This window comes from Promicromonospora sp. NPDC050880, from assembly GCF_044456525.1.
Classification (GTDB): domain Bacteria; phylum Actinomycetota; class Actinomycetes; order Actinomycetales; family Cellulomonadaceae; genus Promicromonospora.
Genome location: NZ_JBITFV010000016.1, coordinates 60039 through 86418 on the forward strand (window position 1 = coordinate 60039; position 26380 = coordinate 86418).

The 26380-nt window shown below is 73.3% G+C and carries 26 protein-coding genes; 23 read left to right on the plus strand and 3 right to left on the minus strand.

The window, feature by feature from the left end:
- Positions 1-110: 110 nt before the first annotated feature.
- On the plus strand, positions 111-872 hold the full coding sequence (locus ACIBBF_RS21175; RefSeq protein ID WP_397417257.1) for a helix-turn-helix domain-containing protein: 762 nt from the start codon (positions 111-113) through the stop codon (positions 870-872).
- Positions 872-1345, plus strand: a complete 474-nt coding sequence (locus ACIBBF_RS21180; RefSeq protein ID WP_397417259.1) for an NUDIX domain-containing protein — start codon at positions 872-874, stop codon at positions 1343-1345. The genes ACIBBF_RS21175 and ACIBBF_RS21180 overlap by 1 nt, the downstream gene beginning before the upstream one ends.
- A gap of 39 nt (positions 1346-1384) precedes the next feature.
- On the opposite strand, the gene ACIBBF_RS21185 is transcribed toward ACIBBF_RS21180, so the two are convergent.
- Together ACIBBF_RS21185 and ACIBBF_RS21190 are read right to left on the minus strand one after the other, a co-directional pair.
- Complete coding sequence (locus ACIBBF_RS21185; RefSeq protein ID WP_397417261.1) at positions 1385-2005, minus strand: HD domain-containing protein; 621 nt, start codon at positions 2003-2005, stop codon at positions 1385-1387.
- A 43-nt stretch (positions 2006-2048) separates the two neighbouring features.
- On the minus strand, positions 2049-2453 hold the full coding sequence (locus tag ACIBBF_RS21190; protein WP_397417263.1) for a hypothetical protein: 405 nt from the start codon (positions 2451-2453) through the stop codon (positions 2049-2051).
- Positions 2454-2681: 228 nt separating this feature from the next.
- Here ACIBBF_RS21190 and ACIBBF_RS21195 point away from each other — a divergent pair, with 228 nt between their 5' ends.
- The 3 genes from ACIBBF_RS21195 to ACIBBF_RS21205 all read left to right on the plus strand — a co-directional run bounded on the left by ACIBBF_RS21195 (position 2682) and on the right by ACIBBF_RS21205 (position 6403).
- Entirely contained in the window at positions 2682-4940 is a 2259-nt protein-coding gene (locus tag ACIBBF_RS21195; RefSeq protein ID WP_397417265.1) for a hypothetical protein, read from the plus strand.
- Between the two features lie 74 nt (positions 4941-5014).
- Positions 5015-5557 carry a hypothetical protein gene (locus ACIBBF_RS21200; RefSeq protein WP_397417267.1) on the plus strand — a complete coding sequence of 181 codons (543 nt, stop codon included), beginning with the start codon at positions 5015-5017 and terminating at the stop codon, positions 5555-5557.
- Positions 5558-5719: 162 nt separating this feature from the next.
- Positions 5720-6403, plus strand: coding sequence for an HAD family hydrolase (locus ACIBBF_RS21205; protein WP_397417269.1), 684 nt, complete (start codon positions 5720-5722; stop codon positions 6401-6403).
- Between the two features lie 41 nt (positions 6404-6444).
- Here the strand turns inward: ACIBBF_RS21205 and ACIBBF_RS21210 are convergent, their stop codons facing one another.
- Positions 6445-7353, minus strand: a complete 909-nt coding sequence (locus ACIBBF_RS21210) for a RecB family exonuclease (protein ID WP_397417271.1) — start codon at positions 7351-7353, stop codon at positions 6445-6447.
- Positions 7354-7445: 92 nt separating this feature from the next.
- Here ACIBBF_RS21210 and ACIBBF_RS21215 point away from each other — a divergent pair, with 92 nt between their 5' ends.
- The 18 genes from ACIBBF_RS21215 (at position 7446) to ACIBBF_RS21300 (ending at position 26293) form a co-directional block, all read left to right on the plus strand.
- On the plus strand, positions 7446-8615 hold the full coding sequence (locus ACIBBF_RS21215) for a site-2 protease family protein (RefSeq protein ID WP_397417273.1): 1170 nt from the start codon (positions 7446-7448) through the stop codon (positions 8613-8615).
- A 91-nt stretch (positions 8616-8706) separates the two neighbouring features.
- Entirely contained in the window at positions 8707-9720 is a 1014-nt protein-coding gene (locus ACIBBF_RS21220; protein WP_397417275.1) for a tRNA (adenine-N1)-methyltransferase, read from the plus strand.
- Positions 9721-9861: 141 nt separating this feature from the next.
- On the plus strand, positions 9862-11523 hold the full coding sequence (gene arc, locus ACIBBF_RS21225; RefSeq protein WP_397417277.1) for a proteasome ATPase: 1662 nt from the start codon (positions 9862-9864) through the stop codon (positions 11521-11523).
- A gap of 106 nt (positions 11524-11629) precedes the next feature.
- Positions 11630-13291 (plus strand): depupylase/deamidase Dop, encoded by a 1662-nt coding sequence (dop, locus tag ACIBBF_RS21230; protein WP_397417332.1) that lies wholly within the window; start codon positions 11630-11632, stop codon positions 13289-13291.
- Between the two features lie 109 nt (positions 13292-13400).
- Positions 13401-13598, plus strand: coding sequence for a ubiquitin-like protein Pup (locus tag ACIBBF_RS21235; RefSeq protein WP_397417279.1), 198 nt, complete (start codon positions 13401-13403; stop codon positions 13596-13598).
- Entirely contained in the window at positions 13595-14434 is an 840-nt protein-coding gene (gene prcB / locus ACIBBF_RS21240) for a proteasome subunit beta (RefSeq protein ID WP_397417281.1), read from the plus strand. The genes ACIBBF_RS21235 and prcB overlap by 4 nt, the downstream gene beginning before the upstream one ends.
- Positions 14431-15366, plus strand: a complete 936-nt coding sequence (gene prcA, locus ACIBBF_RS21245) for a proteasome subunit alpha (RefSeq protein WP_397417283.1) — start codon at positions 14431-14433, stop codon at positions 15364-15366. The genes prcB and prcA overlap by 4 nt, the downstream gene beginning before the upstream one ends.
- 32 nt (positions 15367-15398) lie before the next feature.
- Positions 15399-16760, plus strand: a complete 1362-nt coding sequence (pafA, locus tag ACIBBF_RS21250) for a Pup--protein ligase (RefSeq protein WP_397417285.1) — start codon at positions 15399-15401, stop codon at positions 16758-16760.
- Between the two features lie 73 nt (positions 16761-16833).
- The gene (locus ACIBBF_RS21255) at positions 16834-17793 is read left to right on the plus strand and encodes an FKBP-type peptidyl-prolyl cis-trans isomerase (protein WP_397417287.1); all 960 of its coding nucleotides are present in this window, start codon (positions 16834-16836) and stop codon (positions 17791-17793) included.
- The gene (hisF, locus tag ACIBBF_RS21260; protein WP_397417289.1) at positions 17793-18563 is read left to right on the plus strand and encodes an imidazole glycerol phosphate synthase subunit HisF; all 771 of its coding nucleotides are present in this window, start codon (positions 17793-17795) and stop codon (positions 18561-18563) included. The genes ACIBBF_RS21255 and hisF overlap by 1 nt, the downstream gene beginning before the upstream one ends.
- A 175-nt stretch (positions 18564-18738) precedes the next feature.
- On the plus strand, positions 18739-20667 hold the full coding sequence (locus ACIBBF_RS21265) for an ABC transporter ATP-binding protein (protein WP_397417334.1): 1929 nt from the start codon (positions 18739-18741) through the stop codon (positions 20665-20667).
- Positions 20664-22514: an ABC transporter ATP-binding protein gene (locus ACIBBF_RS21270; protein WP_397417291.1), complete on the plus strand. Its 1851-nt coding sequence runs from the start codon at positions 20664-20666 to the stop codon at positions 22512-22514. Before ACIBBF_RS21265 ends, ACIBBF_RS21270 begins: the two co-directional genes overlap by 4 nt.
- A gap of 53 nt (positions 22515-22567) precedes the next feature.
- Positions 22568-22954 carry a phosphoribosyl-AMP cyclohydrolase gene (hisI, locus tag ACIBBF_RS21275; protein ID WP_397417293.1) on the plus strand — a complete coding sequence of 129 codons (387 nt, stop codon included), beginning with the start codon at positions 22568-22570 and terminating at the stop codon, positions 22952-22954.
- Positions 22951-24552 carry an anthranilate synthase component I gene (locus ACIBBF_RS21280; RefSeq protein WP_397417295.1) on the plus strand — a complete coding sequence of 534 codons (1602 nt, stop codon included), beginning with the start codon at positions 22951-22953 and terminating at the stop codon, positions 24550-24552. The genes hisI and ACIBBF_RS21280 overlap by 4 nt, the downstream gene beginning before the upstream one ends.
- A complete protein-coding gene (locus ACIBBF_RS21285) occupies positions 24549-25202 on the plus strand; it encodes a Trp biosynthesis-associated membrane protein (RefSeq protein ID WP_397417297.1) in 654 nt (217 codons plus the stop codon). The genes ACIBBF_RS21280 and ACIBBF_RS21285 overlap by 4 nt, the downstream gene beginning before the upstream one ends.
- A 75-nt stretch (positions 25203-25277) precedes the next feature.
- Complete coding sequence (locus ACIBBF_RS21290) at positions 25278-25538, plus strand: HGxxPAAW family protein (protein ID WP_397417299.1); 261 nt, start codon at positions 25278-25280, stop codon at positions 25536-25538.
- 7 nt (positions 25539-25545) lie between these two features.
- Positions 25546-25836: a DUF4190 domain-containing protein gene (locus tag ACIBBF_RS21295; protein WP_397417301.1), complete on the plus strand. Its 291-nt coding sequence runs from the start codon at positions 25546-25548 to the stop codon at positions 25834-25836.
- Positions 25820-26293, plus strand: coding sequence for a DUF2752 domain-containing protein (locus ACIBBF_RS21300; protein WP_397417303.1), 474 nt, complete (start codon positions 25820-25822; stop codon positions 26291-26293). Before ACIBBF_RS21295 ends, ACIBBF_RS21300 begins: the two co-directional genes overlap by 17 nt.
- Positions 26294-26380: the final 87 nt, after the last annotated feature.

Here is a 26380-nt window from a genome sequence, read left to right on the forward strand (position 1 = left end):
CGGCTGGCTCATTTCCACGGTGCGACTCCACTGTGCGCCGGGCACACGGGACGTGCCATCGGCAGCGCGCGGGACGTTTCGGTGATAGATACGTCCCTGGGGGTGAGCGCATGAGGAACCAACGACTGGTCGCCGCGATGGCTCAGGCGGGCCTGAGCCAGGTGCGGCTGGCCGCCGCGGTGGGCGTGGACCCGAAGACCGTGGAGCGCTGGGTGGCCCAGGGACGCACGCCGCACCCGCGGCACCGGGTCGCGGTGTCCGACGCGCTGGGCTGCGACGTCGCGGCGCTGTGGGGCGACGTGGACCGCGCCGAGGCCGCGGCGCAGGAGATCGTCGGGGTGTACCCGGCGCGCCGCGCCGTGCCCTCCGGGACGTGGCAGGCCTTTCTCGCGGGCGTCGAGCAGCGGTTCGAGCTGCACGCCTTCGCGGCGACGTTCCTGCCCGACCAGACGCTCGACCTGACCACCGAGATCGTCACCATGGCGGCCCGCGGCGTGCGGGTACGGCTGCTCCTGGGCGACCCGGACGGCGCGGCCGTGGCGGTCCGCACGCAGGAGGAGGGCGGTACGGGCCTGGCAGGCCGGATCGCGCTGGTGCTCGCCTACCTGGCGCCCGCGCTCGGGACGCCCGGGGTGGAGGTGCGGCTGCACGACAGCACCCTGTACGCGACCACGTTCCGGTTCGACGACGACCTGCTGGTCAACACGCACGTCTGGGGCGCGCCCGCGGGCGCGAACCCCCTGCTGCACCTCAAGGACGGCCCGGAGGCGTCGATGGCGCCCGCCTACCAGGCCGGTTTCGAGCGGGTCTGGAGCACCGCGAAACCACTTGAAGCATGGCCCCGGACGGAGGACTCGGACAGGGTGGCGTGATGGCGCGGTTCGACTACTTCGACGACCCGTCCGCGCCGCCCGTCAACTCGGTGGTCCCGTCGGTCACGGTGGCGGTGCGGGACGACGTCGGCCGGCTGCTGCTCATCCACCGCACCGACAACGGTCTCTGGGCGCTGCCCGGCGGCGGCATCGACCCCGGTGAGACCGTGCGTCAGGCGGGCGTGCGCGAGACGGAGGAGGAGACGGGCTACCGCGTGCAGATCACGGGGCTCGTGGGCATCTACACCGACCCGCGGCACGTCATCGTGTACTCGGACGGCGAGGTCCGCGCCCAGTTCTCGATCTGCATGCGCGGCTCGGTCACGGGCGGGGCCGCGCGGACGTCGGGGGAGTCCAGCGAGGTGGTCTGGCAGCAGGTCGACCGCCTCGGCGACCTCGACATCCACCCTTCGATGCGGCTGCGCATCGAGCACGCGGTGGACCCGACGCGGACCGAGCCGTACCTGACCTGAGCCGGCCCGGGCGGGCGTTCGCCCGCCCGGGTCCGTCGCCTACCGGGTCGGCCGGTCGAGCTGCCGCTCGATGCGGGACACCATCTGCCGCAGCCCGGGCTCGGCGTGCTGCATGCTGCGCGACACCAGGTGGCCGGGCGGGTAGCGGTCGTAGATGTGCTCGAACCGCTCGTCGACCGTCACGGTCTCGCCCCGGGCCGACGTGGTGATGTCGCAGTAGGTGAGCAGGTCCAGCAGCTCGCCCGACGGCGCGGGGAACTCCCGCCGCAGCGTCACGTCCAGCCCCCGCTCGGCGGCCTCGACCGTCGCGGACGTGTGGTGCGCCACCAGGCCGGTCAGCTCGGCCGAGGCGCCGAGGGACCGCAGGTAGCGCGCGCCGTCGAGCTGGTGCAGGCCCGTGTCCCGTGCGGCCGCGGCGTACCCGACGTCGTGCAGGTAGGCGGCGGTGACCAGGAGCGACGGCCGGCCCAGGACCCGCGCTACCTGCTCGGCGCGCCGACCCACGCCGAGCGAGTGCGCGAGCCGGTCGGCCCCGGGGTCGAAGAGCTCCGAGAGGAGCGCCTGGGCTCCCGCGGGGTCGATCTCCCGCGGGGTGGTTCCTTGCATCGGTTCACCGTAGAGCGCCGCGTCGTCGACGGCGCGCCGGGTGAAGAGGGACATGGTCCTGGTACGCGTGCCGCTCCGCATCGCTGGCCCCCCGCCGTCAGAGCTCCGGTCGTCCGTTCACCATCCAGTCGCGGACCATCGCCGTCGCGCGGTGGTGGCCCGCCAGTGCTGCCTCGCGTGTCGCGTGCAGCTCCGCGTACTGCTCGGTGCAGTCGAGCTTGTCGTCCGGGGCGAGCACGCCGTCGGGGTCGAGCCGCTCGACGAAGACCATGGTCTCGTAGATCAACGGCGTGTGACCGCCCTCGCCGGGATCGGGCGAGGCCGCCGAGTCGACGCCGGTCCAGACCGTGGACACGTGGTAGAACCCGACCTGGTCGCGCGCGACGTGGCCGCTGCCCGCCCCCAGGCGCAGCACCGACCACTGGTCCTGCGTGATCGGGTTGCCGTCGAGGTCGTAGTACGTCCGCTGCGAGAGGCGCTCGAAGAAGTCGGGTCCGAACACGGTGTGCTTCCCTTCGGTCGATACCGGGACTCGCCGGCCGGAGCCGTCGATCGAGGGTCAGCATCGCCCACGAAGCCGTGGTGCGCGCGGCGGGGGTGTGGAACGCCGGGGCGGTGGCGCCGTGGCCCGGCGGCCTCCCGGCTGGGCGTGTTCTCCCTGCGTACGGGGCCGAGGCTCCGTTATCGTCGCACCTCGTGGCCGCCGGGACGGTGGGGGACGGGGGACAGGATGAGGGCGACGCTCGAGCACCTCGCCGGCGTGGTGCGTGAGCTCACCGGGCGGGCCGCGCCCGGCGTCCGGCCCGAGATCCTCGACGGCTGGCGCGTCGGGGACTGGCAGGCCGTGCTCCGGGACGTCCCGATCGACGAGCGTGCCTACGCGGACCGGTTCCAGGCCTCCCGGCAGCACGAGATCGAGCTGCTGTGGGCCTGGTGGTCCGGTCCCGCCGGAGCCCGGGTGCGGCCGCGCACCGCGGGATTCCTCGGGTTCTACCTGCTCACCCTCGTCGCGATGCACAGCTCGGACCGGATGCGTTTCCACGGCGACGCCCCCTGGGAGGTGACGGTCGCCGGCCGGGCGGCGGCGGACCTCAGCGTCGACCTGGTCGCGGACCCCGACGTGCGACGCGCCCTCGCCGCGCTCCACGAACCCGGTGCCGGTTCCACGCAGGCGCGGGCGGAGTGGGCGGCCCTGGACCTCACCAGTCTCGAGTTCTACCGGCACGGCACGACGTCGATCATCCTCACCGGGCGGGTCACGGCACCGTCCCGCGGGCGCACCGCGACCTTCGCCCTCAAGTGCGTGCTCCACCCCTACCTGACCATCCCCGCCGTCGTGGACGCCACCCGCGGCTACCACGCCCTGCACGGGCGGCCGGACGCCGAGGAGTCCCCGGCCGTGCCGGTCTGGGCCAGCCACGACAGCTGGATCCTCATGGACCTGGTGCGGGGCCCGACGCTCGCCGAGCACCTCGCGCGGCGCGCCGCCGAGCAGCCCGCCCCGCCCGCACGGGAGATCCTGCGGCCGCTGGACACCCCGGCCCTGCGCGACCTGGGCGGCGCCCTGCTCGCGGCGCTCGCGGAGCTGGAACGGGAGGGCCGGCGCCACGACGACCTCGCACCGTCCAACATCATCGTCCGGGACGACGGCCCGGGGCAGGTCCGGCTGCGGTTCGTCGACCTCGGGGTCAACCACCTCCATGCCCGCACCATCACGGGCCAGGGGCAGGGCGAGAGCGTGTACGCGGCGCCCGAGGTGCGGCGCGACGGCGCCGGGCACCCGCTGGCCGACCTCTACTCGCTGGGCGCGCTGCTGATCACCGTCGCCGGGATCCCGCAGACCCCGGACGGCACCGTGCCCGACCAGTTCTACGTGACGTCGGTGGGGCTGGCCCGGCTCCTGGAGGACCTCACCGACGCCGACCCCGACCGCCGGCTCCTGGTGACGCCGACCGACCCGTCGGCGCCCAGGTTCGCGCAGATCGGCCGGGTCTTCGCGGACGAGGTGGCGATCCTCGAGCAGGACGGCCGCGAGCGCCCGCGCGGCACGCTGCAACGGCTCCGGGACCTCTCGCCGGGCGCCGGCACCGTGGCGCGCGAGCGCCGCAAGGTGCAGGCCCGCACCCGCCAGGTACGGGACGCCACCGGAGCGGCGCACCTGCGGCAGGCCCGGCGGCTCCAGCGGTGGGCGTGGCTCTCTGCGGCGCTGCTGTGGTGCGCCACCGCGCTGGTCGTGACCTGGTGGTCGCGTGACCTCGGGTTGTCCTGGCAGGCACGGTGGTTCGACATGGCGGACGAGGTCTCGGGCCGCTCGGGCCTGGGCCTGATGTTCCTCGACGACGTGCGGGCACCCGACTACCCCGTGCCGGACCCGTGGGGGAACCTGCCGGTACGGCTGGTGACGTTCACGTTCGCGCTGGTCTCCGCGCGGCTGTACCTGAACGTCTTCGCCGAGCTCAGCACCGTCTGGGCGCTGCCCCGCGGCCGGCGGGCCCGCGCCCGGGCCGTGGCCGCGGAGGTCGGGCTGCGCTCGCTGGCGGTCCTGCCGGCGCTCTACGTCGTGCTGCCCACGCTCGTGCAGCGCGACTGGTGGCCGCAGGGCACGCTCGTCGGCCACGTCACCTTCGCCGTCGTGGTCCAGGCGTGCCTCTGGTTCGCCTGGGACACCAACGCCCGCGCCCGTGCCGCCGGGCTCTCGTCGGTGCCCAAGGGCGAGATCGCGACGCTCGGCCGGCTCGCGGCGTGGCAGCCCACCGTCGCGGTGTACCTCGTGCCCATCGTCGCCATCGGCACGCTGCTGTCACTGGGGCTCGTGCAGGACGAGCTGGTCTACGCGTGCTTCGTCAGCCTCATCAACCTGGGCATCTTCTACCCCAAGAGCGCCGGGACGGACGCGCCCTACATCCGCGCGGGGATGAACCGGGCCGCGCTCGCGGCCGAGCGGCTGGAACACCTGGAGCGCACGCGGACCATGCCTGCTATGCCCTGAAATGACTGATTGCTCCGCCACGGATCACACCGATCGACGCGCGGACCACCCCGGATCCGGGCGAGTATGAACTAATGCTCAACCTGCGAAATCACCGAGCGCTGCTGTCGACCGTCGGCGCGTTCCTCGTCGCCAGCACCGGGAGCGGCATCGCCTGGTCGGAGGCCGGCGGCCACCGGGAGCCCGCGGACCTGCTGCTCGACGCCGTGGAGCACAGCGAGTCGACCATGCGCGAGTACATCGACGAGGTGAGCGAGCGGTTCGACCAGATCGAGTCCGCGTCCGACGCCGCCCGGCAGGAGCGCCTGGCCACCGCCCTCATGGCGGACGTGCCCGGCCTCGCGAAGGACGCCCGGGAAGGCGTCCTGGCCGCCCGGTCGCAGGCCCAGGCCGTGCCGCTGGCCGACGGCGGCGAGCTCGACCGCGCGCGGGACGCCTACGTGGCGCACATGGACGCCTGGATCGCGGAGTACGACGAGGCGATGACCGCCCCGGCCGGCGTCGTCGACATCGAGCCCGAGGTGAACCGGACGTTCGACGAGGCGGTCGTTGCGTTCGAGCGGACCGGGCTGGAGGGCGCCCGGGAGGACCGGATGGAGACGCTCCTCGCGGACTGAACGGCCGCCTCTGGTCGGCGCCGGAATGCCGGGAACTGTCCCCGCGCGTGGGACGCTGTGCCTGCGGGCGGTCACGCGCCAGCGCCGGCCCGCGTACGTGCGCACGACGAGCCAGAGGAGAGCATCCTGAGTACCGCCCTTCCGCCCGAGTCCGACGTCCCCGTGCCGGCAGGTCCCGGCCCTCGTGCCGTCCTGTTCGACATGGACGGCACCCTCGTCGACTCCGAGCCCTACTGGATGCGTGCCGAGCGCGAGATCGTCGCCGAGCACGGCGCGACCTGGACCCACGAGGACGCGCTCGGCGCCGTCGGGCAGGCCCTGACGACCACCGGTGCCATGCTGCGCGACGCCGGCGTGCCGCTCGAACCGGACGTGATCGTCGCGTGGCTGGTGGCCCGCGTGAACGAACAGCTGCGCGAGCGCGTGCCGTGGCGTCCCGGGGTGCTGGAGCTGCTCGGCGACCTGCGTGCCGCGGGAGTCCCGTGCGCGATCGTCACCATGTCCTACCGCAGCCAGGCCGAGGTCGTGGCCGGCGGAGCCCCCGAGGGCACCTTCACCCACCTCGTCACCGGCGACGAGGTGACCCACGGCAAGCCCCACCCGGAGCCGTACCTCGTGGCCGCCGGGCTGCTCGGCGTGCGGCCCGAGGACTGCGTGGCCATCGAGGACTCCGGGCCCGGCATCACGTCCGCGCTCGCGTCGGGCGCCCGCACGCTCGGCGTGCCGGCCGAGGTGCCCGTGCCGGCGCGCCCGGGCCTCAGCCGCGCCGCGTCGCTCAAGCAGGTTGACCTGGAGGTGCTGGGCCGGATCGCCGCGGGCGAGGTCATCGACCTGCTCGGCGACTGAGCCACCGGCCGGCCCCGGCCCGGCCCGTGGCGGGCCGGGGCTCAGCCCGTGATCCCCAGGCGCAGCGCGACCGCGCCCTCAGGGACCTCCGGCGGCGTGCCGCCGAACTCCGGGCACAGCGCCTGGTGCGCGCACCATCCGCAGAGCTTGGACCGGCGGGGCTTCCACTCGCCGCTGCGGGCCGACTCCTCGATCGCCGACCAGACCGCGCGGATCTTCTGCTCCGTGTGCTCCAGGTGGGCGGTGGTCGGCTCGCCCCGCAGCACCTGGCCGTCGCCCAGGTAGACGAGCTGGAGCATCTTGGGCAGCACGCCTCGCTCGCGCCACAGCACCAGGCCGTAGAACCGCATCTGGAACACGGCCGACGACTCGTAGCCCGGACGCGGCGACCGGCCCGTCTTGTAGTCCACGACCCGCACGGCGCCGTCCGGCGCGACGTCCAGGCGGTCCACGATGCCGCGCAGCAGCGGCCCGCCGTCGAGCTGGGACTCGACGAGCAGCTCGCGCTCGGCCGGCTCCAGCCGGTTCGGGTCCTCCAGCGTGAAGTACGTGCCCAGGAGGGAGCCCGCACCCGCGAGCCAGCCCGCGCGGTCCTGCCCGTCCGGGCCCACCCCGTCCGTGAACAGCGACGCGTACCGCTCGTCCGCCTCCAGCAGCCGGTCCCACTCGCCCGGCAGCAGGTCGTGCGCGGCCGCCAGCGTGCGCTCACCGAGCGGCGCGTCGTACAACCGCTCCAGCACGGCATGCACCAGCGTGCCCCGCGCGGCCGCGGCCGACGGTGGCTCCGGCAGCCGGTCCACGGTGCGGAACCGGAACAGCAGCGGGCACTGCATGAAGTCGTTGGCGCGCGACGGCGAGAGAGCGGGCGGCCGTGAGGGAGCCGTCACGACCGCCGCCGCGCCCGTCTCGGTCGCCACGTCCGGCCCCGGGGTTACCTCCGTCGTCGTCATGCCCCCACCCTAGGGGCGGCCACCGACATCCTCCGGGAGCTGTCCACAGCGTGCCGTCTCCGCCCGGGCGGACGGCCGGATAGGTTGGACCGGTGACCACCTCGGAGCCCGCCTCCACTCCCGCACCGCCCGCCCCGCAGCGCTCGAAGGGGTTCGTCGTCGGCCGCGTCGCCGGCGCGCCCGTGATCATCACCCGGTCCTGGTTCCTCGCCGCGCTCATCCTGACCGTCCTGTTCGTGCCCAACGTCCAGGCGATCGCCCCCGGTCTCGGCGCCGGCGCCTACCTGGTGGCGTTCGTCTTCGTCCTGCTCCTGTTCGCGTCCGTGTTCCTGCACGAGACCGCGCACGCGCTCGTGGCCCGGGCGCGCGGCCAGAACGTGACCGAGCTGGCCGTCACGCTCTGGGGCGGCCACACCGCCTACACCGGTGGCCTGGGCCGGCCGCTCGACGGTTTCCTCGTCGCCGTGGTCGGGCCGCTGACGAACCTGGCGCTCGCGGCCGGCTTCTGGTTCGCGTACCAGGCCTCGCCGGTGCTGAACGTGCCGGCGCTCCTGCTGTACGCGGGCGCCGTCTCCAACGCGTTCGTCGGCGTGTTCAACCTGCTGCCGGGCCTGCCGCTGGACGGCGGGCAGATCCTCGAGTCCTTCGTGTGGGCGGTCACGGGCAGGCGCACCACGGGGACGATCGTCGCCGGCTGGGTGGGCCGCCTCGTCGCGGTCGGCGTGCTGCTGTGGGCGCTGGTCCTGCCGCTCGTGCAGGGCACCAGCCCCAACCTCACCACCGTGCTCTGGTCGGCGCTGATCGGTGCCTTCCTCTGGGCGGGGGCCGGTGCGGCGATCACCAACGGCCGGCGGCGCGAGGCCGTCGACGCGCTGTCCGCGCGGTCCCTCGCCGCCCCCGCGCTCGTGGTGCCGCTCGGCTCGACCGTCACGGACGCGCTGTCGGCGCGCGCGGCCGCGGGGGCCGGTGCGGCAGCGCACCGCATCGTCGTCGTCGGCCACGGCGACCTCCCGCTCGCGGTGGTGGACGACGCCGCCGTCGCCGCCGTGCCCGCCCAGGCCCGGGACCTGACCCAGGTCGACGCCGTGGCGGTGCCTTTCGTCCACGGGTCCCAGGTGGACCCCGAGCTGGCCGGCACGCGCCTCCTGGAGCACCTCGCGCGCAGCTCCGGCGGGGCGCGGCTGGTCCCCGTCGTCGAGGCCGGCCGCGTCACCGGGGTGCTCGACCTCGCCGACGTGGCGCGCGCGATCCGCGGCACCTGAGCCGGCGGGGTGCACCGTCGCCCGCGGCGCTCCGCGGCGGCGGCCTGCCGGCGGACGCGGGGGCCCGGCCCAGCGCCTAGGATTGTCCGTCGTGACCACACCCACCGATATCCCGACCGCCACCGGTGCCGAGCTGCGCCGCGGCCCGTTCCGCGTGGGCGACAAGGTCCAGCTCACCGACCCCAAGGGCCGCCTGCACACCATCACGCTGCAGCCCGGCGGCACGTTCCACACGCACAAGGGCTACTTCAAGCACGAGCAGATCATCGGGCAGCCCGAGGGCACCGTGGTGGTCAACACCGCGGAGATCGAGTACCTGGCGCTGCGCCCGCTGCTCGCCGACTACGTCCTGTCGATGCCGCGCGGTGCCGCCGTCGTCTACCCCAAGGACGCCGCCCAGATCGTCGCGATGGCCGACATCTACCCGGGCGCGCGCGTGGTCGAGGCCGGGGTGGGCTCCGGTGCGCTGACCATGTCGCTGCTGCGTGCCGTGGGCGACGCGGGCCACGTGCACTCCATCGAGCGGCGCGAGGACTTCGCGGCCATCGCCCAGGGCAACGTCGAGACGTTCTTCGGCGGGCCGCACCCGGCGTGGCAGCTCTCGGTCGGCGACCTGGCCGATGTGTTGCCCGAGGTCGCCGAGCCCGGCTCGGTCGACCGGGTGGTGCTGGACATGCTCGCACCCTGGGAGAACGTGGACGCCGTCGCCTCGGCGCTCGCCCCCGGGGGCGTGCTGGTCTGCTATGTGGCCACCACCACCCAGCTTTCGCGCACAGCAGAAGACCTCCGTGCGGACGGCCGGTTCGCCGAGCCGGCGGCCTTCGAGACGATGGTCCGCGGGTGGCACCTGGAGGGTCTGGCCGTGCGACCCGAGCACCGGATGATCGGCCACACCGGCTTCCTGATCACCGCCCGCCGGCTGGCCGACGGGGTGGTGCCGCCCGAGCGGAAACGGCGTCCTGCCAAGGGTGCGTACCCCACGGCGCCCGAGGCGGAGTGGACGGCGGAGGACCTGGGGGAGCGGGCCGTGTCCGACAAGAAGGTCCGCAAGGTTCGCCGTGACCTGGGCGTTGCGCCGCAGGACGGAAGCATCCCGTCCGCGTGAACGGCCTGTAACGATCGAGTACCTCGGACGTCTCAAACGGGTGTTCTTACTCCCGGTGTGTCGGTGACTGTGCTTAGAGTGCTGTTCTCGGAGGCGTTTGCGTCATATGGTCGCCTCCCGGGCCCTACGAGAGGGGATGTCATGACCGAGAACACGTCAGGATACAACCATCCCGAGAACGAGTCTTTGCCGAGCCGCGACTACGAGCGCCAGATCGCCCTCCTCTCAGCCAAGAACGAGCGCCTCGCGGAAGCCCTCCGCGCGGCGCGCGACCAGATAGTCGAGCTGAAGAAACAGCTCGACGACCTTGCCAAGCCGCCGGGGACGTACGCCGTCTTCCTGGGGGCCCACCCCGACGGGTCGGTGGACATCTCCTCGGCCGGCCGCAAGATGCACGTGTCCGCGAGCCCCAGCCTGGACGTCACCCGCCTGAGCCCGGGCCAGGAGGTGAAGCTCAACGAGGCGATGACGGTCGTCGGCGCCGGCGACTACGAGCGCACGGGTGAGCTAGTCACCGTGAAGGAGATGCTCGGCGGCGACCGCGTGCTCGTGGTCGGCCGCGCGGACGAGGAGCGCGTGGTGCGCCTCGCCGGCTCCGTGATGGACGTGCCCCTGCGGGTGGGTGACTCGCTCACCGTCGACACGCGCAGCGGTTTCGTGTTCGAGGTCGTGCCGAAGTCCGAGGTCGAGGAGCTCGTGCTCGAAGAGGTCCCGGACATCGAGTACGAGGACATCGGTGGCCTCGGCCCGCAGATCGAGGCCATCCGTGACGCGGTCGAGCTGCCGTTCGCGCACCCGGACCTGTTCCGGGAGCACGGGCTGCGCCCGCCCAAGGGCGTTCTGCTGTACGGCCCGCCCGGCTGCGGCAAGACGCTCATCGCCAAGGCGGTGGCGCACTCCCTGGCCGGGATGGTCGCCCGGGCCAACGGGGGCAACCCCGAGGTGAAGAGCTACTTCCTCAACGTCAAGGGCCCCGAGCTGCTGAACAAGTACGTCGGCGAGACCGAGCGGCACATCCGCCTGATCTTCGCCCGCGCACGGGAGAAGGCCGGCCAGGGCATGCCCGTCGTCGTCTTCTTCGACGAGATGGAGTCGCTGTTCCGCACCCGCGGTACCGGCCTCTCCTCCGACGTCGAGACGACCATCGTCCCGCAGCTGCTCGCCGAGATCGACGGTGTGGAGCGGCTCGACAACGTCATCGTGATCGGTGCGTCCAACCGCGAGGACATGATCGACCCCGCGATCCTGCGCCCCGGACGCCTCGACGTGAAGATCAAGATCGAGCGGCCGGACGCCGAGGGCGCCAAGGAGATCTTCGGCAAGTACCTCACCAAGGAGCTGCCCGTCCACGCGGAGGACCTGGCGGAGTACGGCAACAACGTCTCCGAGGCGCTGGACGGCATGATCACCTCGGTCGTGGAGCGCATGTACTCCGAGGACGAGGAGAACCAGTTCCTGGAGGTCACGTACGCCTCCGGTGACAAGGAGACCCTGTTCTTCAAGGACTTCAACTCTGGTGCCATGATCCAGAACGTCGTGGACCGGGCCAAGAAGAACGCGATCAAGGACTTCCTGGCCACGGGGCAGAAGGGCATCCGCGTCGAGCACCTGCTCACCGCCTGCGTCGACGAGTTCAAGGAGAACGAGGACCTCCCGAACACGACCAACCCGGACGACTGGGCCCGCATCAGCGGCAAGAAGGGTGAGCGCATCGTCTTCATCCGCACCATCGTCCAGAAGAAGGGCGAGGGCGCCACGCCCCGCACCATCGACACCGTCCAGAACACCGGCCAGTACCTCTGACAGCCATCGGGACAGGGTCCGCGTCCGCCGCCCGGCGGGCGCGGACCCTGCCTCACCAACGGGACTACTCCGGCATAGGGTGGTGGACGTGAGCGTGCGTCGAGTGATGGGCATCGAGACCGAGTACGGAGTGCTGCAGCCGGGTCGTCCCCTGGCCAACCCCATGCTGCTGTCCAGCCAGGTGGTGACGACCTACCGGGCCATCTCCACGCGGGCCGAGGGGACGGGGGGCCGGGCCCGCTGGGACTACGACGACGAGGACCCGCTGCAGGACGCGCGCGGGTTCCACCTCGACCGCGCTTCGGCGCAGCCGTCGATGCTGACCGACGACCCGGCGCGGCCGGCGCCGTCAGGCCCGGTGACCGGGCAGGTGCCCGTCGTGGAGCCCGGGCTGCCGGGCCGCGGGCGGCGCCGGTCGGGCTCCACGCAGGAGGTCGAGCGGCCGGCCACGGAGGAGTACGACGACCCCAGTGCCGCCAACGTGATCCTCACCAACGGCGCGCGCCTCTACGTGGACCATGCGCACCCCGAGTACTCCTCGCCGGAGGTCATGACCCCCGAGGACCTGGTGCGCTGGGACGTCGCCGGCGAGCGCGTGATGCTGTCCGCGCTGCGGGAGCTGGCCGGCTTCCCGGGCAGCGAGGTGGTGCTCTACAAGAATAACGTGGACGGCAAGGGAGCCAGCTACGGCACGCACGAGAACTACCTCGTGAACCGGTCGCTGCCGTTCACGACGCTCGCCGAGCTGATCACGCCGTTCCTCGTCACGCGGCAGGTGTTCACGGGTTCGGGCCGTGTGGGGCTGGGGGCGACCAGCGGCACCGCCGGCTACCAGATCTCGCAGCGCGCCGACTACATCGAGGCCGAGATCGGTCTGGAGACCACGCTGCGCCGGCCGATCGTGAACACGCGCGACGAACCGCACGCCGACCGGCAGCGCTGGCGGCGCCTGCACCTCATCCTCGGCGACGCCAACCTGATGGAGGTGCCCACCTACCTCAAGGCGGGTGCGACGTCGCTGGTGCTGTGGGTGCTGGAGCACCTCGACGAGCTGGCCGAGGCGGGCGTGGACGCTCGCGGTGAGCTCGGTGCGCTGCGGCTGGCCGCCCCGGTGAGCGACGTGCAGAAGGTCTCGCGCGACCTGACCCTGTCCGTCCCGCTCGACCTGGCCGACGGGCGCACGATGACGGCGCTGGAGATCCAGGGCGAGGTCGCGGACGTCGTGCGGCGCTCGCTCAAGGTGCTCGGCACCGACGCGGAGTCGGACGCCGTGCTGGACCGCTGGGCGTCGGTCGTGGAGCGTCTCGGCACCGACCCGGCCTCCTGCGCGCGCGAGGTCGAGTGGGTCGCCAAGCTGCGGCTCCTGGACCGGCTGCGCTCGCGCGACAACCTGGAGTGGGACCACCCGCGGCTGCACGCCATGGACCTGCAGTGGTCCGACGTGCGGCCCGAGCGCGGCATCTACCACCGCCTGCTCGCCAAGGGCGCGGTGGACCGGATCGTCGACGAGGAGAGCGTCGCGCGCGCGGTGCTCCACCCGCCGGTCGACACCCGTGCGTACTTCCGCGGCGAGGTGATGGCTCGCTACGGCGGCCAGGTCTCGGCGGCGAGCTGGGACTCGGTGATCTTCGACGTGGACGGGTCCCAGGCGCTCCAGCGCGTGCCGATGCTCGACCCGACCCGCGGGACCCGGCACCACATCGGGGCGCTGCTCGACGCGAGCCCGGACGCGGGGGCGTTGCTCGACGGACTCTCCGGGCGGAGGTGACCTTCGATGTCAGTGGTACCGCCTAGGGTCGGCCACTAGGGTCAAGCTCCAGGGTCAGGGCCTAGGCTTCAGGACCAGCGTTACGTCAGAGAATCACCAGGAGGCGATCATGGCCGGTCAGGAAAGAATCAACCCGTCACACGAGGACCGCACTCCGGACGACGACGCCGAGACCCCGGCGCCCGCCGCCGCGGCACCGCAGAAGGACGACGACGAGGTCGACGCCCTGCTCGAGGAGATCGACGAGGTGCTCGAGACGAACGCCGAGTCGTTCGTGCGCGGATTCGTCCAGAAGGGTGGGCAGTGAACCTGAACGCAGACCGCACCGCAGGCCGACTCCCGGACGCCTTCCTGCGTCCGGGATCGTCGTCCTTCGTGGACTTCCTGGCCGAGCACGCCCCCGACCGGCTGCCCGGGAACCGCGTCATGCCCGCGGGCGTGACCGACCCGGCGACCCTGTCCCCGCACGCCACCACGATCGTGGCCCTGACCTTCGACGGCGGCGTCCTGCTGGCGGGTGACCGTCGCGCCACCGCAGGGCCCATGATCGCCAGCCGCAGCATCGAGAAGGTGTTCCCGGCCGACGAGTACTCGGCGGTCGGCATCGCCGGCTCGGCCGGCATCGGGCTGGAGCTGGTGCGCCTGTTCCAGCTCGAGCTGGAGCACTACGAGAAGATCGAGGGCTCGCTGCTGTCCCTCACGGGCAAGGCGAACCGGCTGGCCACCATGCTGCGCGGCAACCTCGCGATGGCGATGCAGGGCCTGGCCGTGGTGCCGCTGTTCGCGGGCTACGACCTGGACAAGGGCATCGGCCGGATCTTCAGCTACGACGCCACCGGCGGCCGGTACGAGGAGCACGAGCACCACGGCGTGGGCTCGGGATCGCTCTTCGCGCGGGGTGCACTGAAGAAGCTGTGGCGGCGCGGGATGGATGCCGACGAGGCGGTCCGGGTTGCGGTGGAGTCGTTGTACGACGCCGCGGACGACGACTCGGCGACGGGCGGACCGGACACCGTGCGCGGCATCTTCCCGGTGGTCGCGGTCGTGTCCGCGGACGGGTACGAGCGCGTCGAGGACGCGGAGGTCTCCCGCGTGGCGGAGCAGATCGTGGCGCAGCGCCGAGAGAGGGGGTACCTCGCATGAACATGCCGTTCTACGTCTCGCCCGAGCAGCTGATGAAGGACCGGGCGGACTTCGCCCGCAAGGGCATCGCCCGGGGCCGGTCCGTGGTGGTGCTCGCCTACGAGGGCGGTATCGCCTTCGCGACGGAGAACCCGTCGCGGGCCCTGCACAAGATCTCGGAGATCTACGACCGCATCGCGTTCGCGGCCGTGGGCAAGTACAACGAGTTCGAGAACCTGCGTGTGGCCGGCGTCCGGTACGCCGACATGCGCGGGTACTCCTACGACCGGTCCGACGTGACGGCGCGCGGCCTCGCCAACGCGTACGCGCAGACGCTGGGCACGGTGTTCATCACCGAGTCCAAGCCGCTCGAGGTCGAGATCGTCGTGGCCGAGGTGGGCGCCCAGGCCGCGGACGACCAGATCTACCGGCTCACCTACGACGGCACGGTGGCCGACGAGCACGGCTTCGTGGTCATGGGCGGCCAGGCGGAGCAGCTCGGCCGGCGCGTCAAGGAGGGGTGGCGGGCGGACCTGTCGCTCGGGGAGGCGCTCCGGCTGGCCGTGGCGGCTCTCGGCTCGGGCGAGGGTTCGACGCCGCGCACCATCGAGGCGGCCCAGCTCGAGGTGGCGGTGCTGGAGCGCGACCGCCCGCGCCGGGCGTTCCGGCGGCTGAACCGGCAGGTCCTGGCGGACCTGCTGGCGCAGGGCGACGACGCTCCGCCGACCGACGCGAAGCCGGTCCCGGAGGGGGGCCCGCCTGAGTCGGGCACGCCGGAGCAGCCCACCGGCGAGCAACCGACCGAGGAGCAGTCGACCGAGGAGCAGTCGACCGAGGAAGAGCCCACCGAGGAAGAGCCCACCGAGGAAGAGCCCACCGAGAAGAAGCCGACCGGGAACAAGCCCGACGACGGGCCGGAGGCGTCCGGCACCTCGTCCGGGACCGACCACTAGCAGCGCGTTCCGCGAACGGGGAGGGGAAGTCCATGGACCGTAGGATCTTCGGTCTCGAGACCGAGTACGGCGTGACGTGTGCCGCTGACGACGGGCGTGGTCTGTCCGCCGACGAGGTGGCCCGCTACCTGTTCCGGAAGGTGGTGGCGTGGGGCCGTTCCTCGAACGTGTTCCTGAGGAACGGCTCCCGCCTCTACCTCGACGTGGGTTCGCACCCGGAGTATGCGACGGCCGAGTGCGACGACGTGCGCCAGCTCGTCGCGTACGACCGCGGCGGTGAGCGCATCCTGGAGGGCCTGGTCGCGGACGCCCAGCAGCGCCTGGAGCACGAGGACCTGCCGGGCAAGATCCACCTGTTCAAGAACAACACCGACTCGGCGGGCAACTCGTACGGGTGCCACGAGAACTACCTGGTGCGCCGGTCGGGGGACTTCTCGCGGCTGTCCGACGTGCTGGTGCCGTTCCTCATCACCCGGCAGATCCTGGTGGGGGCGGGCAAGGTGCTCTCGACGCCGCGGGGTGCGGTGTTCTGCCTGTCGCAGCGTGCCGACCACATCTGGGAGGCGGTCTCCAGCGCCACGACGCGCTCGCGGCCCATCATCAACACCCGCGACGAGCCGCACGCGGACGCCGAGCTGTACCGGCGCCTGCACGTGATCGTCGGCGACTCGTCGATGGCCGAGCCCACCACCATGCTCAAGGTGGGCACCACGGACCTGGTGCTGCGCCTGGTCGAGGCCGGTGTGCCGATGCGGGACCTCACCCTGGAGAACCCGATCCGGGCGATCCGGGAGATCAGCCACGACCGCACCGGCAAGCACGCCGTGACGCTGGCCAACGGCCGCACGATGACGGCCGTCGAGATCCAGTCGGAGTACTACGAGCGGGCGCGGGAGCTGGTGGAGGCCAACCTGGAGGTCACGCCGGTGGTCAAGCAGGTGCTCGACCTGTGGGAGCGTGGCCTGCGCGCGCTGCAGACCGAGGACCTGACGCTCGTGGACCGGGAGCTGGACTGGGCCATCAAGCTCAAGCTGATCCGCCGCTACCAGGAGAAGCACGGCATGGGCCTGGACGACCCGCGCATCGCCCGGCTCGACCTGGCCTACCACGACATCTCGCGCACGGAGGGGCTGTACAACCTGCTCGCGGCCCGGGGCATGGTGGAGCGCGTCACCACGGACCTGGAGGTCTTCGAGTCCACGGCGGTGCCGCCGCAGACCACGCGGGCCAAGCTGCGCGGCGACTTCGTCCGGGCCGCCCAGGAGGCGCGCCGGGACTACACGGTGGACTGGGTGCACCTCAAGCTGAACGACCAGGCCCAGCGCACGGTGCTGTGCAAGGACCCGTTCAAGAGCGTGGACGACCGGGTGGAGCGCCTCATCGAGAGCATGTGACCGAACGCGTGCCCCGGGCGCTCGTCGTGGACGGGTCCCGGGGCACGCCCGTGTCCGTGGGAGACTTGCGCGAGTGAGCTCCTGGGTCCGTGTCGTCGCCGGTGCGCTGGCCGCGGCGGTCATGACCGGGACCGCTGCGTGCGCCCCCGCCTCCCTGCCGGTCGAGGTGGGCCCGGCGCCGTCGTCGTCGGCGTCGCAGGAGCCGGTGCAGGTGACCGGGGCGAACGGCGCGCCGCCCACGCTGGAGTACGACAAGCCGTTCGACGTGGTCCGGTCCGGTTCGCGCACGGTCTGGCCGGGCACCGGTGACATGCTCGAACGGGACGACCCCGTGCTGCTGAACCTGTACGCCGAGGACGGTCGCGACGGCACGGAGCTGCAGAACACGTTCCGCACGGCGCCCGCGGCGTACACGATGACCGAGTCGTCGCTCGGCAACGACCTCTTCGAGGCGCTGGAGGGTCAGCGGGTCGGCGCCCGGCTGTCGCTCCTGGACGAGCAGGACGGCGTGCCGGTGCTGGTCGTGGTCGACGTGCTGCCCGCGCGGGCGTCCGGCACCGCGGGCGAGCCACCCGGCAAGGGGTTGCCGCAGGTCCGGCTGGACGATCTCGGTGCGCCCACGGTGCGGGTCCCGGACGCCGAGCCGCCGTCGGACCTGGTGGTGCACCCGCTGATCCGCGGGGCCGGGCCCCAGGTCCGGGCGGGGCAGATCGTGACGGTCGAGTTCACGGCCGTGCGCTGGAGCGACGGGAGCGTGGTCGACACGACGTGGACCGAGGGCACCCCGCCGCAGTCCGCGGAGATCGGCATCGGCAGGCTGGTCGAGGGCTGGGACCAGGGGCTGCTGGAACAGACCGTCGGCTCGCAGGTCATGCTGGTGGTGCCGCCGGACAGCGGCTACGCCGACACCACGAGCCGGCTCGCCGGCGAGACGATGGTGTACGTCGTCGACATCCTCGACACGCACCAGGCGGTCGCCGAGGACGAACCCCGGCAGGCCGGGGACGAGAAGACCCAGGAAGAGGAGGGCTGATGTCCGTCGCGATCCGTGTGATCCCGTGCCTGGACGTCGACGCGGGCCGGGTGGTCAAGGGCGTCAACTTCGCGGACCTGCGTGACGCCGGGGACCCGGTCGAGCTCGCCGGCCGGTACGACGCCGAGGGCGCCGACGAGCTGACGTTCCTCGACGTGTCCGCTTCGTCGGGCGACCGCGCGACCATGGTCGACGTGGTGCGGCGCACCGCCGAGCAGGTGTTCGTGCCGCTCACCGTGGGCGGCGGCGTGCGCTCGACCGACGACGTGGACCGGCTGCTGCGCGCCGGCGCCGACAAGGTCGGTGTGAACACCGCCGCCATCGCACGGCCGGAGCTCATCGCCGAGATCGCGCAGCGCTTCGGCTCGCAGGTGCTCACCCTGAGCGTCGACGCGCGCCGCGTCACCGGCGACGTCACCACGCCGTCGGGCTACGAGGTCACCACGCACGGCGGGCGCCGGGGCACGGGGATCGACGCCGTCGAGTGGGCCGAGCGGGCGGCGAAGCTGGGCGCGGGGGAGATCCTGCTCAACTCGATGGACGCCGACGGCACCACCGCCGGGTTCGACCTGGAGATGCTCCGCGCGGTGCGCGAGCGGGTGCACGTGCCGCTCGTCGCGTCGGGCGGGGCCGGGACGCCGGAGCACTTCGTCGAGGCGGCACGCGCAGGGGCGGACGCCGTGCTGGCCGCGTCGGTGTTCCACTTCGGCGCGCTCACCGTGGGGCAGGTCAAGGACGCGATGCGGGCCGCCGGCCTGGAGGTTCGCTGACACCGGGCGGGCCGCGCCCGGACGGGCGGTTGACCTCAACATAGGTTCAGGTCGTAGCGTCGTCGACGCCCAGGGCGAAATACCGTCGAATCGATTCCCGGGCCGTGAGAAAATCAGAGCACCCCCCGAGAAGCGAGGTCTTGCCGTGCCCCCAGACGCCCCGCGCACCGCACCGATGGCCCTCACCGGCTCTCGTGTCCGGCGCTCGCTCGCCCTCATGTGGCGCGGCATGCGCGCCCACCCCGGCCTCTACGTCCTGGCCGTGGGCGCGTCGGGCCTCTTCGGCGCTCTGACCGTGGCCGTCAGCCGGGCGGTCGGCTGGGCCACCGACACGGTGGTGGTCCCCGCGATCGCCGGTGACGAGTCCGCCCGCGACCGGATCTGGCTCGCCGGGCTCGTGCTCGCCGCCGTCGCGCTGTCGCTCGCCCTGGCCGTGGCCGGGCGGCGCATCTGGGCCGGGTACGGCGTGGTCGCCATCCAGGCCGACCACCGCAGCGCCCTGACCCGGCAGTACCTGCGCCTGCCCGGGTCCTGGCACCGCGCCCACCCGGCCGGCCAGCTCCTGAACCACACCACCTCGGACACCGAGGCCGCCACCGGCGTCTTCAACCCGCTGCCGTTCGCGCTCGGCGTCGTGGTCATGATCGGCGTCGCCGTGGGCATGCTCCTGGCCGTCGACCCCTGGCTCGCGCTCGCGGCGCTCGCTGTCATCCCGATCACCGTCGCCGTCAACGCCGTCTACCAGCGGCACATGTCGCCCGCGGTCACCCGGGCACAGCGGCTGCGCGGCGACGTCGCCGACGTCGCGCACGAGAGCTTCGAGGCGGCCCTCCTGGTCAAGGCCCTCGGTACCGAGGAGCGCGAGGAGAGCCGGTTCGACGCCCGCACGCAGGAGCTGCGCGCCGCGAACGTCCGCGTCGGCATCGTCCGCTCGCTGTTCGACCCCGTCATCCAGACCCTCCCGGCGGTCGGCACCCTGCTCGTGCTCGGCATCGGCACCTGGCGCGTCGCGACCGGGGACATCGTGGCAGGCGACGTCGTCACCGCCGCCTACCTGCTCACGATGATGACCGTGCCGGTCCAGGCCTTCGGCTGGGTGCTCGGTGAGCTGCCCCGCGCCCTGGTCGGCTACGAGCGCATCGCGCAGGTCGTCGACTCCACCGGCGCGCTCGCGTACGGCGACGCCCGGCTGCCCGCCCGTCGCGGCGGCCTGGCCGTCCGGCTGGAGGGCGTCGGCGTCGACGTCCCTGCCACCGGCGGCGCGCTCGGCCGGACCATCACGCTGCTCGACGGCGTGGACGTGGCCGTCGAACCAGGTGCCACCGTGGCCGTCGTGGGCAGCACCGGGGCCGGCAAGACCACGCTCGTGAGCCTCCTGGCCCGGCTGTCGGACCCGACGCGCGGCCGCGTGCTCCTGGACGACGTCGACGCGCGGACCCTCGCCGACGGCGAGATCCCCGCCCACGTCGCCCTCGTCACGCAGACCACGTTCGTCTTCGAGGACACCGTGCGCGGCAACGTCACGCTCGCCGACCCGGGCGCCCCCGGCTCGCCGTCCGACGACGAGGTGTGGCACGCCCTGGAGCTCGCCCGCCTCGCCGACACCGTGCGCGACCTGCCGGGCGGCCTCGACGCCCCGCTCGGCGAGCGCGGCGCCAACCTCTCCGGCGGTCAGCGTCAGCGGCTCGCCATCGCGCGCGCCCTGGTGCGCGCGCCGCGCCTGCTCGTGCTCGACGACGCGACCAGCGCCGTCGACCCGCGGGTGGAACAGGAGATCCTGCGCGGCCTGGCCGACGACACGGCGGAAGCCGGACCCGGCCGCGGCACGACGGTGATCATGGTCGCCTACCGGATGTCGTCGGTGGCGCTCGCGGACCGTGTGGTCCACGTCGACGGCGGGCGGGTCGTCGACACCGGCACGCACGCCGAGCTGATGGCGCGCGACGCCGGCTACCGCGAGCTCGCCACCGCCTACGAGGCGGAGACGGAGCGCCGCGAGCAGGAACGGGCCGACGCCGCCGCGGCGGGCAGCGACGTGGGCGACGGCGTGGGCCGCGACCTGGGCGACGCGCTGGACGACGAGCTGGAAGAGGTGTCCCGATGACCGCGACGACCGACGCACCCGAGGCGGACGGCACGGACGTCCCCGAGGACCTGCTCGACGCCGACGGCGCCCGCATCGAGTCCGCCAGCCGCCTCGGCGTGCTGGCGACGCTGCGGCGGGGCATCGAGCTCAGCCCCGAGATCACCCGCGGGCTGTGGCTCACCCTCGGCCTGGCGGCTCTGGCGGCGGCCGGCCGCGTGGTGGTGCCGCTCGCGGTGCAGCAGACCATCGACGTCGGCATCCTGGCCGACGGCGGGCCCGACGCGGGGCGGGTGGCGCTCCTGGCGCTGCTCGCCACGGGTGCGCTCGTGCTGGCCGGGCTGTGCGCGGCGCTCGTGAACGTGCGCCTGTTCCGCTCGGCCGAGGCCGGGCTCGCGACGCTGCGCACCACGGCGTTCCGGCACGTGCACGACCTGTCGACCCTCACGCAGAACACCGAGCGCCGCGGCGCGCTGGTCTCGCGCGTGACCAACGACGTGGACACGGTGTCGCTGTTCGTGCAGTGGGGCGGCATCATGCTGCTCGTCAACGTGCTGCAGGTGATCGTGGCGACCGCCCTGATGCTGGTCTACTCGCCGATCCTGACCGCGGTGGTGTGGGTCGCCTTCGTGCCGATGTTCCTCGTGATCCGGTACGGGCAGAAGTACGTCAACCGTGCCTACACGCTGGTGCGCGAGCGCGTCGGCGCGATGCTCGGCGCCGTCTCGGAGTCGGTGGTGGGGGCCGAGACGGTGCGCGCCTACGGCGCCGCCGAGCGCACGGGCCGCCGCATCGGCGACGCCGTCGAGGCCACCCGCAGCGCCCAGGCACGGTCGCAGGTGCTGGTCGCGGCCACGTTCTCCTCGGGTGTGCTGATCTCCAACCTGGTGCTGGCGATCGTGGTGGTCGTGGGCACGCTGCTCGGCGTCGGCGGCGGGCTGACGGCGGGCCAGCTCGTCGCGTTCCTGTTCCTCGTGCAGCTGTTCACGGGACCGGTGCAGATGGCCACGGAGATCCTCAACGAGCTGCAGAACGCCGTGGCCGGCTGGCGGCGCGTGATCGCGGTGATCGAGACGCCGGTGCAGGTGGCCGAGAAGCCGGGCGCCGTCGCGCAGGAGCGGGGGCCCGCCCACGTGACGCTGCGGGACGTGCGGTTCGCCTACCCGGGCGGACCCGAGGTGCTGCACGGCGTGACGCTGGACCTGCCGCCGCGCACCAAGGTCGCCGTGGTGGGCCAGACCGGTTCCGGCAAGACCACCATCGCCAAGCTCGTCACGCGGCTCATGGACCCGACCTCGGGTGCCGTGGAGCTCGACGGCACCGACCTGCGCGACCTCTCGTTCGCCTCCCTGCGTGAGCGCGTGGTGCTGGTGCCGCAGGAGGGCTTCCTGTTCGACGGCACCGTGCTCGACAACGCGGCCTACGGGCTGCGCGCGCCGGACGCCGACCCGCGGGCCGCCGTGGAGCGGGCCTTCGCCGAGCTCGGGCTCCTCGACTGGGTGGCCGACCTGCCCGACGGGCTGGACACCGCGGTGGGCCAGCGCGGCGAGGCGCTCTCGGCGGGGGAGCGGCAGCTCGTCGCGATCGCGCGCGCCTATCTCGCGCAGCCGGACCTGCTCGTGCTCGACGAGGCGACCTCCGCGGTGGACCCGGCGACCGAGGTGCGGATCGCGCGGGCCCTGGACTCGCTGACGGCGGGCCGTTCCACCATCACGATCGCGCACCGGCTCTCGACCGCCGAGGCGTCGGACCTCGTGGTCGTGGTGGACCAGGGGCACGTCGCCGAGGTGGGCCCGCACGAGGAGCTGGCGGCGGCGGACGGCATCTACGCCCGCATGCACGCGAGCTGGGTCTCCCAGACCCGCTGACCAGATCTCGGGCCCGGTGGGGGCGGGGGTCGCGGACGTGGCAGGATTCTCTGGTGCCCGAAGTTCTAGATCCCACGATCGCAGCCCGGCTCAAGCGGGACGACGCCGGCCTGGTGGCCGCCGTCGTCCAGCAGCACGACACGGGCGAGGTGCTCATGGTCGGCTGGATGGACGACGAGGCGTTGCGCCGCACCCTCACCGAGGGCCGGGTGACGTTCTGGTCGCGCAGCCGCCAGGAGTACTGGCGCAAGGGGGACACGTCCGGGCACGCCCAGTACGTCAAGGCCGCGAGCATCGACTGCGACGGCGACGCCCTGCTGGTCCGCGTGGACCAGGTAGGAGCCGCCTGCCACACGGGCACCCGCACGTGCTTCGACGCCGGCGGTGACCTGGGCGCGGTGGTGGGCGAACGCGACCAGCAGGACGAGGAGACCCGGTGACCCAGCTCGACAGCCAGCCAGCCACCCACGAGGCGAGCCCGGCGACCGCGCCGGCCGACCTGCCGTGGGGTCGCACCTGGCCGAGCCTGCCGGAGTTCCGTGCGATGGCCGCCGACCGCCGGGTGATCCCGGTGGTCCGCCCGCTGCTGGCCGACGACGCGACGCCCGTCGGCCTCTACCGCACGCTCGCGGGGAGCCGGCCCGGCAGCTTCATCCTGGAGTCCGCCGAGTCCGGGGTGTGGGCGCGGTGGTCGTTCGTCGGCGTCGCATCTCGCGCGACGCTGACCAGCGACCGGGGACAGGCCGTCTGGACCGGTGACGTGCCGGTCGGCATCCCGACGCAGGGCGACGTCGTCGACGTGCTGGAGGCCGCCCTCGACGCGCTGCGCACGCCCGGCGTGGCCAACCTGCCGCCGCTCACCGGCGGTCTGGCGGGCGTGCTCGGCTGGGACGTGGTGCGGCACTGGGAGCCCACGCTGCCGGCCACCGCGCCGGACGAGGTGGGCGCGCCGGAGCTCGCCCTGTGCCTCGCGACCGACCTGGCCGTGGTCGACCACCGCGAGGGCACGGTCTGGCTCGTCGCCAACGCGATCAACGCCGACGCCACCGACGACCGTGTCGACGAGGCGCACGCGGACGCGGTGGCGCGGCTGGACGCCATGGAGGCCCGGCTCGCCGCCGCCGGACCGCGCGTCACGTCGGTCGTGGCCGAGGTCCCGGAGCCGGAGCTGGAGTTCCGCTCGACCCGCCAGGAGTTCGAGGACGCGGTGCTGGCCGGCAAGGAGGCGATCCGCGACGGCGAGGTGTTCCAGGTGGTGCTCTCCCAGCGCCTCGACCTGGCCTGCCCGGCCGACCCGCTGGACGTGTACCGCGCGCTGCGGACCATCAACCCCAGCCCGTACATGTACTACTTCCACCTGGCGAAGCCGGACGGCACCGAGTTCTCCGTCGTGGGCTCGAGCCCCGAGACGCTGGTCAAGGTCGACGACGGCCACGTCACCACCTACCCGATCGCCGGTTCCCGGCCGCGCGGCGCGCACCCGGAGGAGGACGCCGAGCTCGGCGAGGAGCTCCTGGCCGACCCCAAGGAGCGGGCCGAGCACATCATGCTCGTCGACCTGTCCCGCAACGACCTGGTCAAGGTCTGCGAGCCGACCAGCGTCGAGGTGGTCGAGTTCATGAAGGTGCGGCGGTTCAGCCACATCATGCACATCTGCTCCACCGTCGTGGGCCGGCTCCGCGCCGGCCGCAGCGCCCTGGACGCGCTGCGGGCGACGTTCCCGGCCGGCACCCTGTCGGGTGCGCCCAAGCCCCGGGCCATCGCCCTGATCGACGAGCTGGAGCCCGCCTCCCGCGGCATCTACGGCGGCGTGTGCGGTTACTTCGACTTCGGCGGCAACATGGACATGGCCATCGCCATCCGCACCGCGTACATCTCCGGCGGCCGCGCCAGCGTCCAGGCGGGCGGTGGCATCGTGGCCGACTCGGTGCCCGCCCTGGAGTACGCCGAGTCGCGGAACAAGGCCGCCGCGGCGGTGCGCGCCGTGCAGCTCGCCTCCCGGCTGGCGCCGCTGCGGACCTCCGGAGGCGCCGAGTGACCCGGACCCGCACCGTCCTGGCGCTGCTCGTCCTGGGCGCGCTCACCTTCGGCACGGGGTCGCCCACCTGGGTGACCACCACCGTCGCCACGGCGCTGGAGCCCGAGGTGGCCGTCGCCGCCGCAGGGACCTCGGCGGCCCCCGGCGTCGGCGCCGGGGCGCTCGTGCTGCTCGCCGCCGGGATCGCGTGCGCCCTCACGGGGCGGGTGGCCCGGTACGTGGCCCTCGTCGTCGCGGCCGCGGCCGGCGTCCTGGTGGTGGTCAGCACGCTCGCCGTCGTCGCCGACCCGACCCCGGCGGCCACCGCTGCCGCGTCCGCCTCCAGCGGTGTCACGGATCTCACGTCGCCCGTCGTGCTGACGGCGTGGCCATGGGCTGCCGTGGCCACCGGTGTGCTGGCCGTCGTCGTCGCCGTCTGGGGCACCGTGGCGGCCCGCGGCTGGGCGGCGACGTCCGGGCGGCACGAGCGCGCGGGCGCGCCCGCTGCGGGCGGCCAGGCCGCCCCGGGCACCCAGCCCGCCGCCGGCGCCGGCACGACGGAGCCCGACGCCGGGCCCCACCCCGGGCCCGACGACGAGCCCGACGGCGAGATCGACCCCCACGACGCCTGGGACGCCCTGTCCCGCGGCGACGACCCGACCGGGCGCTGACCCCCGGGCCGCTCACCTGCCGGTGAGCGGTTAGGCTGAGCGCGTACCGCACGACACGAAAGGCACCCACCTGCGATGACCGAGAACAAGCCCGAGATCGCCTACCTGCCGCCGGCGGTCCCGCCGCACAACCACGGCCACACGGTCGCTGCGTGGGTGACGATGGTCGGTATCACGCTGGGCGTGCTGATCTCCTCGTGGGGTGTCATCGTGGCGCAGACCTCGTCCTCCTGGGGCGTCGTGTTCGTGCTCGGCTTCGTCGTGATCGGTGTCTCGCTGATCGCCGGCCTGGTGCTGCGCAACCTGGGGCTCGGTCAGAAGAAGGTCCAGCGGTAGGTTCGCCATGACCGAGCTCGCGATGGCCGCAGCGCCCCGCTCCCACCCCCGCAACAGCCTGGGGGTGTGGTCGCTGGTGCTGGGCCTCGCGTCGGTCGTGCTGGCGCTCGGCGCCCTCACGGGCGTGCCCGCCATCATCCTCGGCAACCAGGGTCGGCGCGCGGTGCGGGCCGGCGAGGCCGACAACGAGGGCATGGCGCTGACCGGCGTCGTGCTCGGCTGGATCTCGCTGGCCATCCTGGCGGGCGTCATCGTGCTGGTGGTCGCCCGCTTCCTGGCGGGTGGGACCCATTCTTGAGCAGGCCGGGAAGCAGGCCGGGAAGCCCGCCGCCCCGGCGGCTGCCGGGAACGGCGGCCTCCCGCGGGCGCTCCGGGCGCCGCTGCTGACCGGTGCCTCCGTCGCGGCGGCCACGCTCCTGCTGGCCGTCCGCGACCCGCACGTGCGCGGTTCCTACGGGTTCTGCCCGCTGCTGGAGCTGACCGGCCTGGCCTGCCCGCTGTGCGGCGGCCTGCGGGCGACCCACGACCTGGCGCACCTCGACCTCGCGGGCGCGTGGTCGGCCAACGCCCTGTGGACCGTCGCCGCCCCCGTGGTGGTGGCCCTCTGGGTGGCCTGGCTGGTGTCCGCGGCCCGCGGGCGGCCCGTCCGGGGGCTGTCGAGCACCGCGGGCTGGGTCACCCTGGGCGTCGCGCTCGCGTTCTTCGTGGCCCGCAACCTCCCCGTGCTGCAGCCGTACCTGACCCCCTGGCTCTGATCCCGGCGGGACCAGAGCGGGACCAGAGCGGGATCCGAGCGGGATCCGACCGGGATCTGACGAGGCGTCGTCTCACGGTCCGGGAGT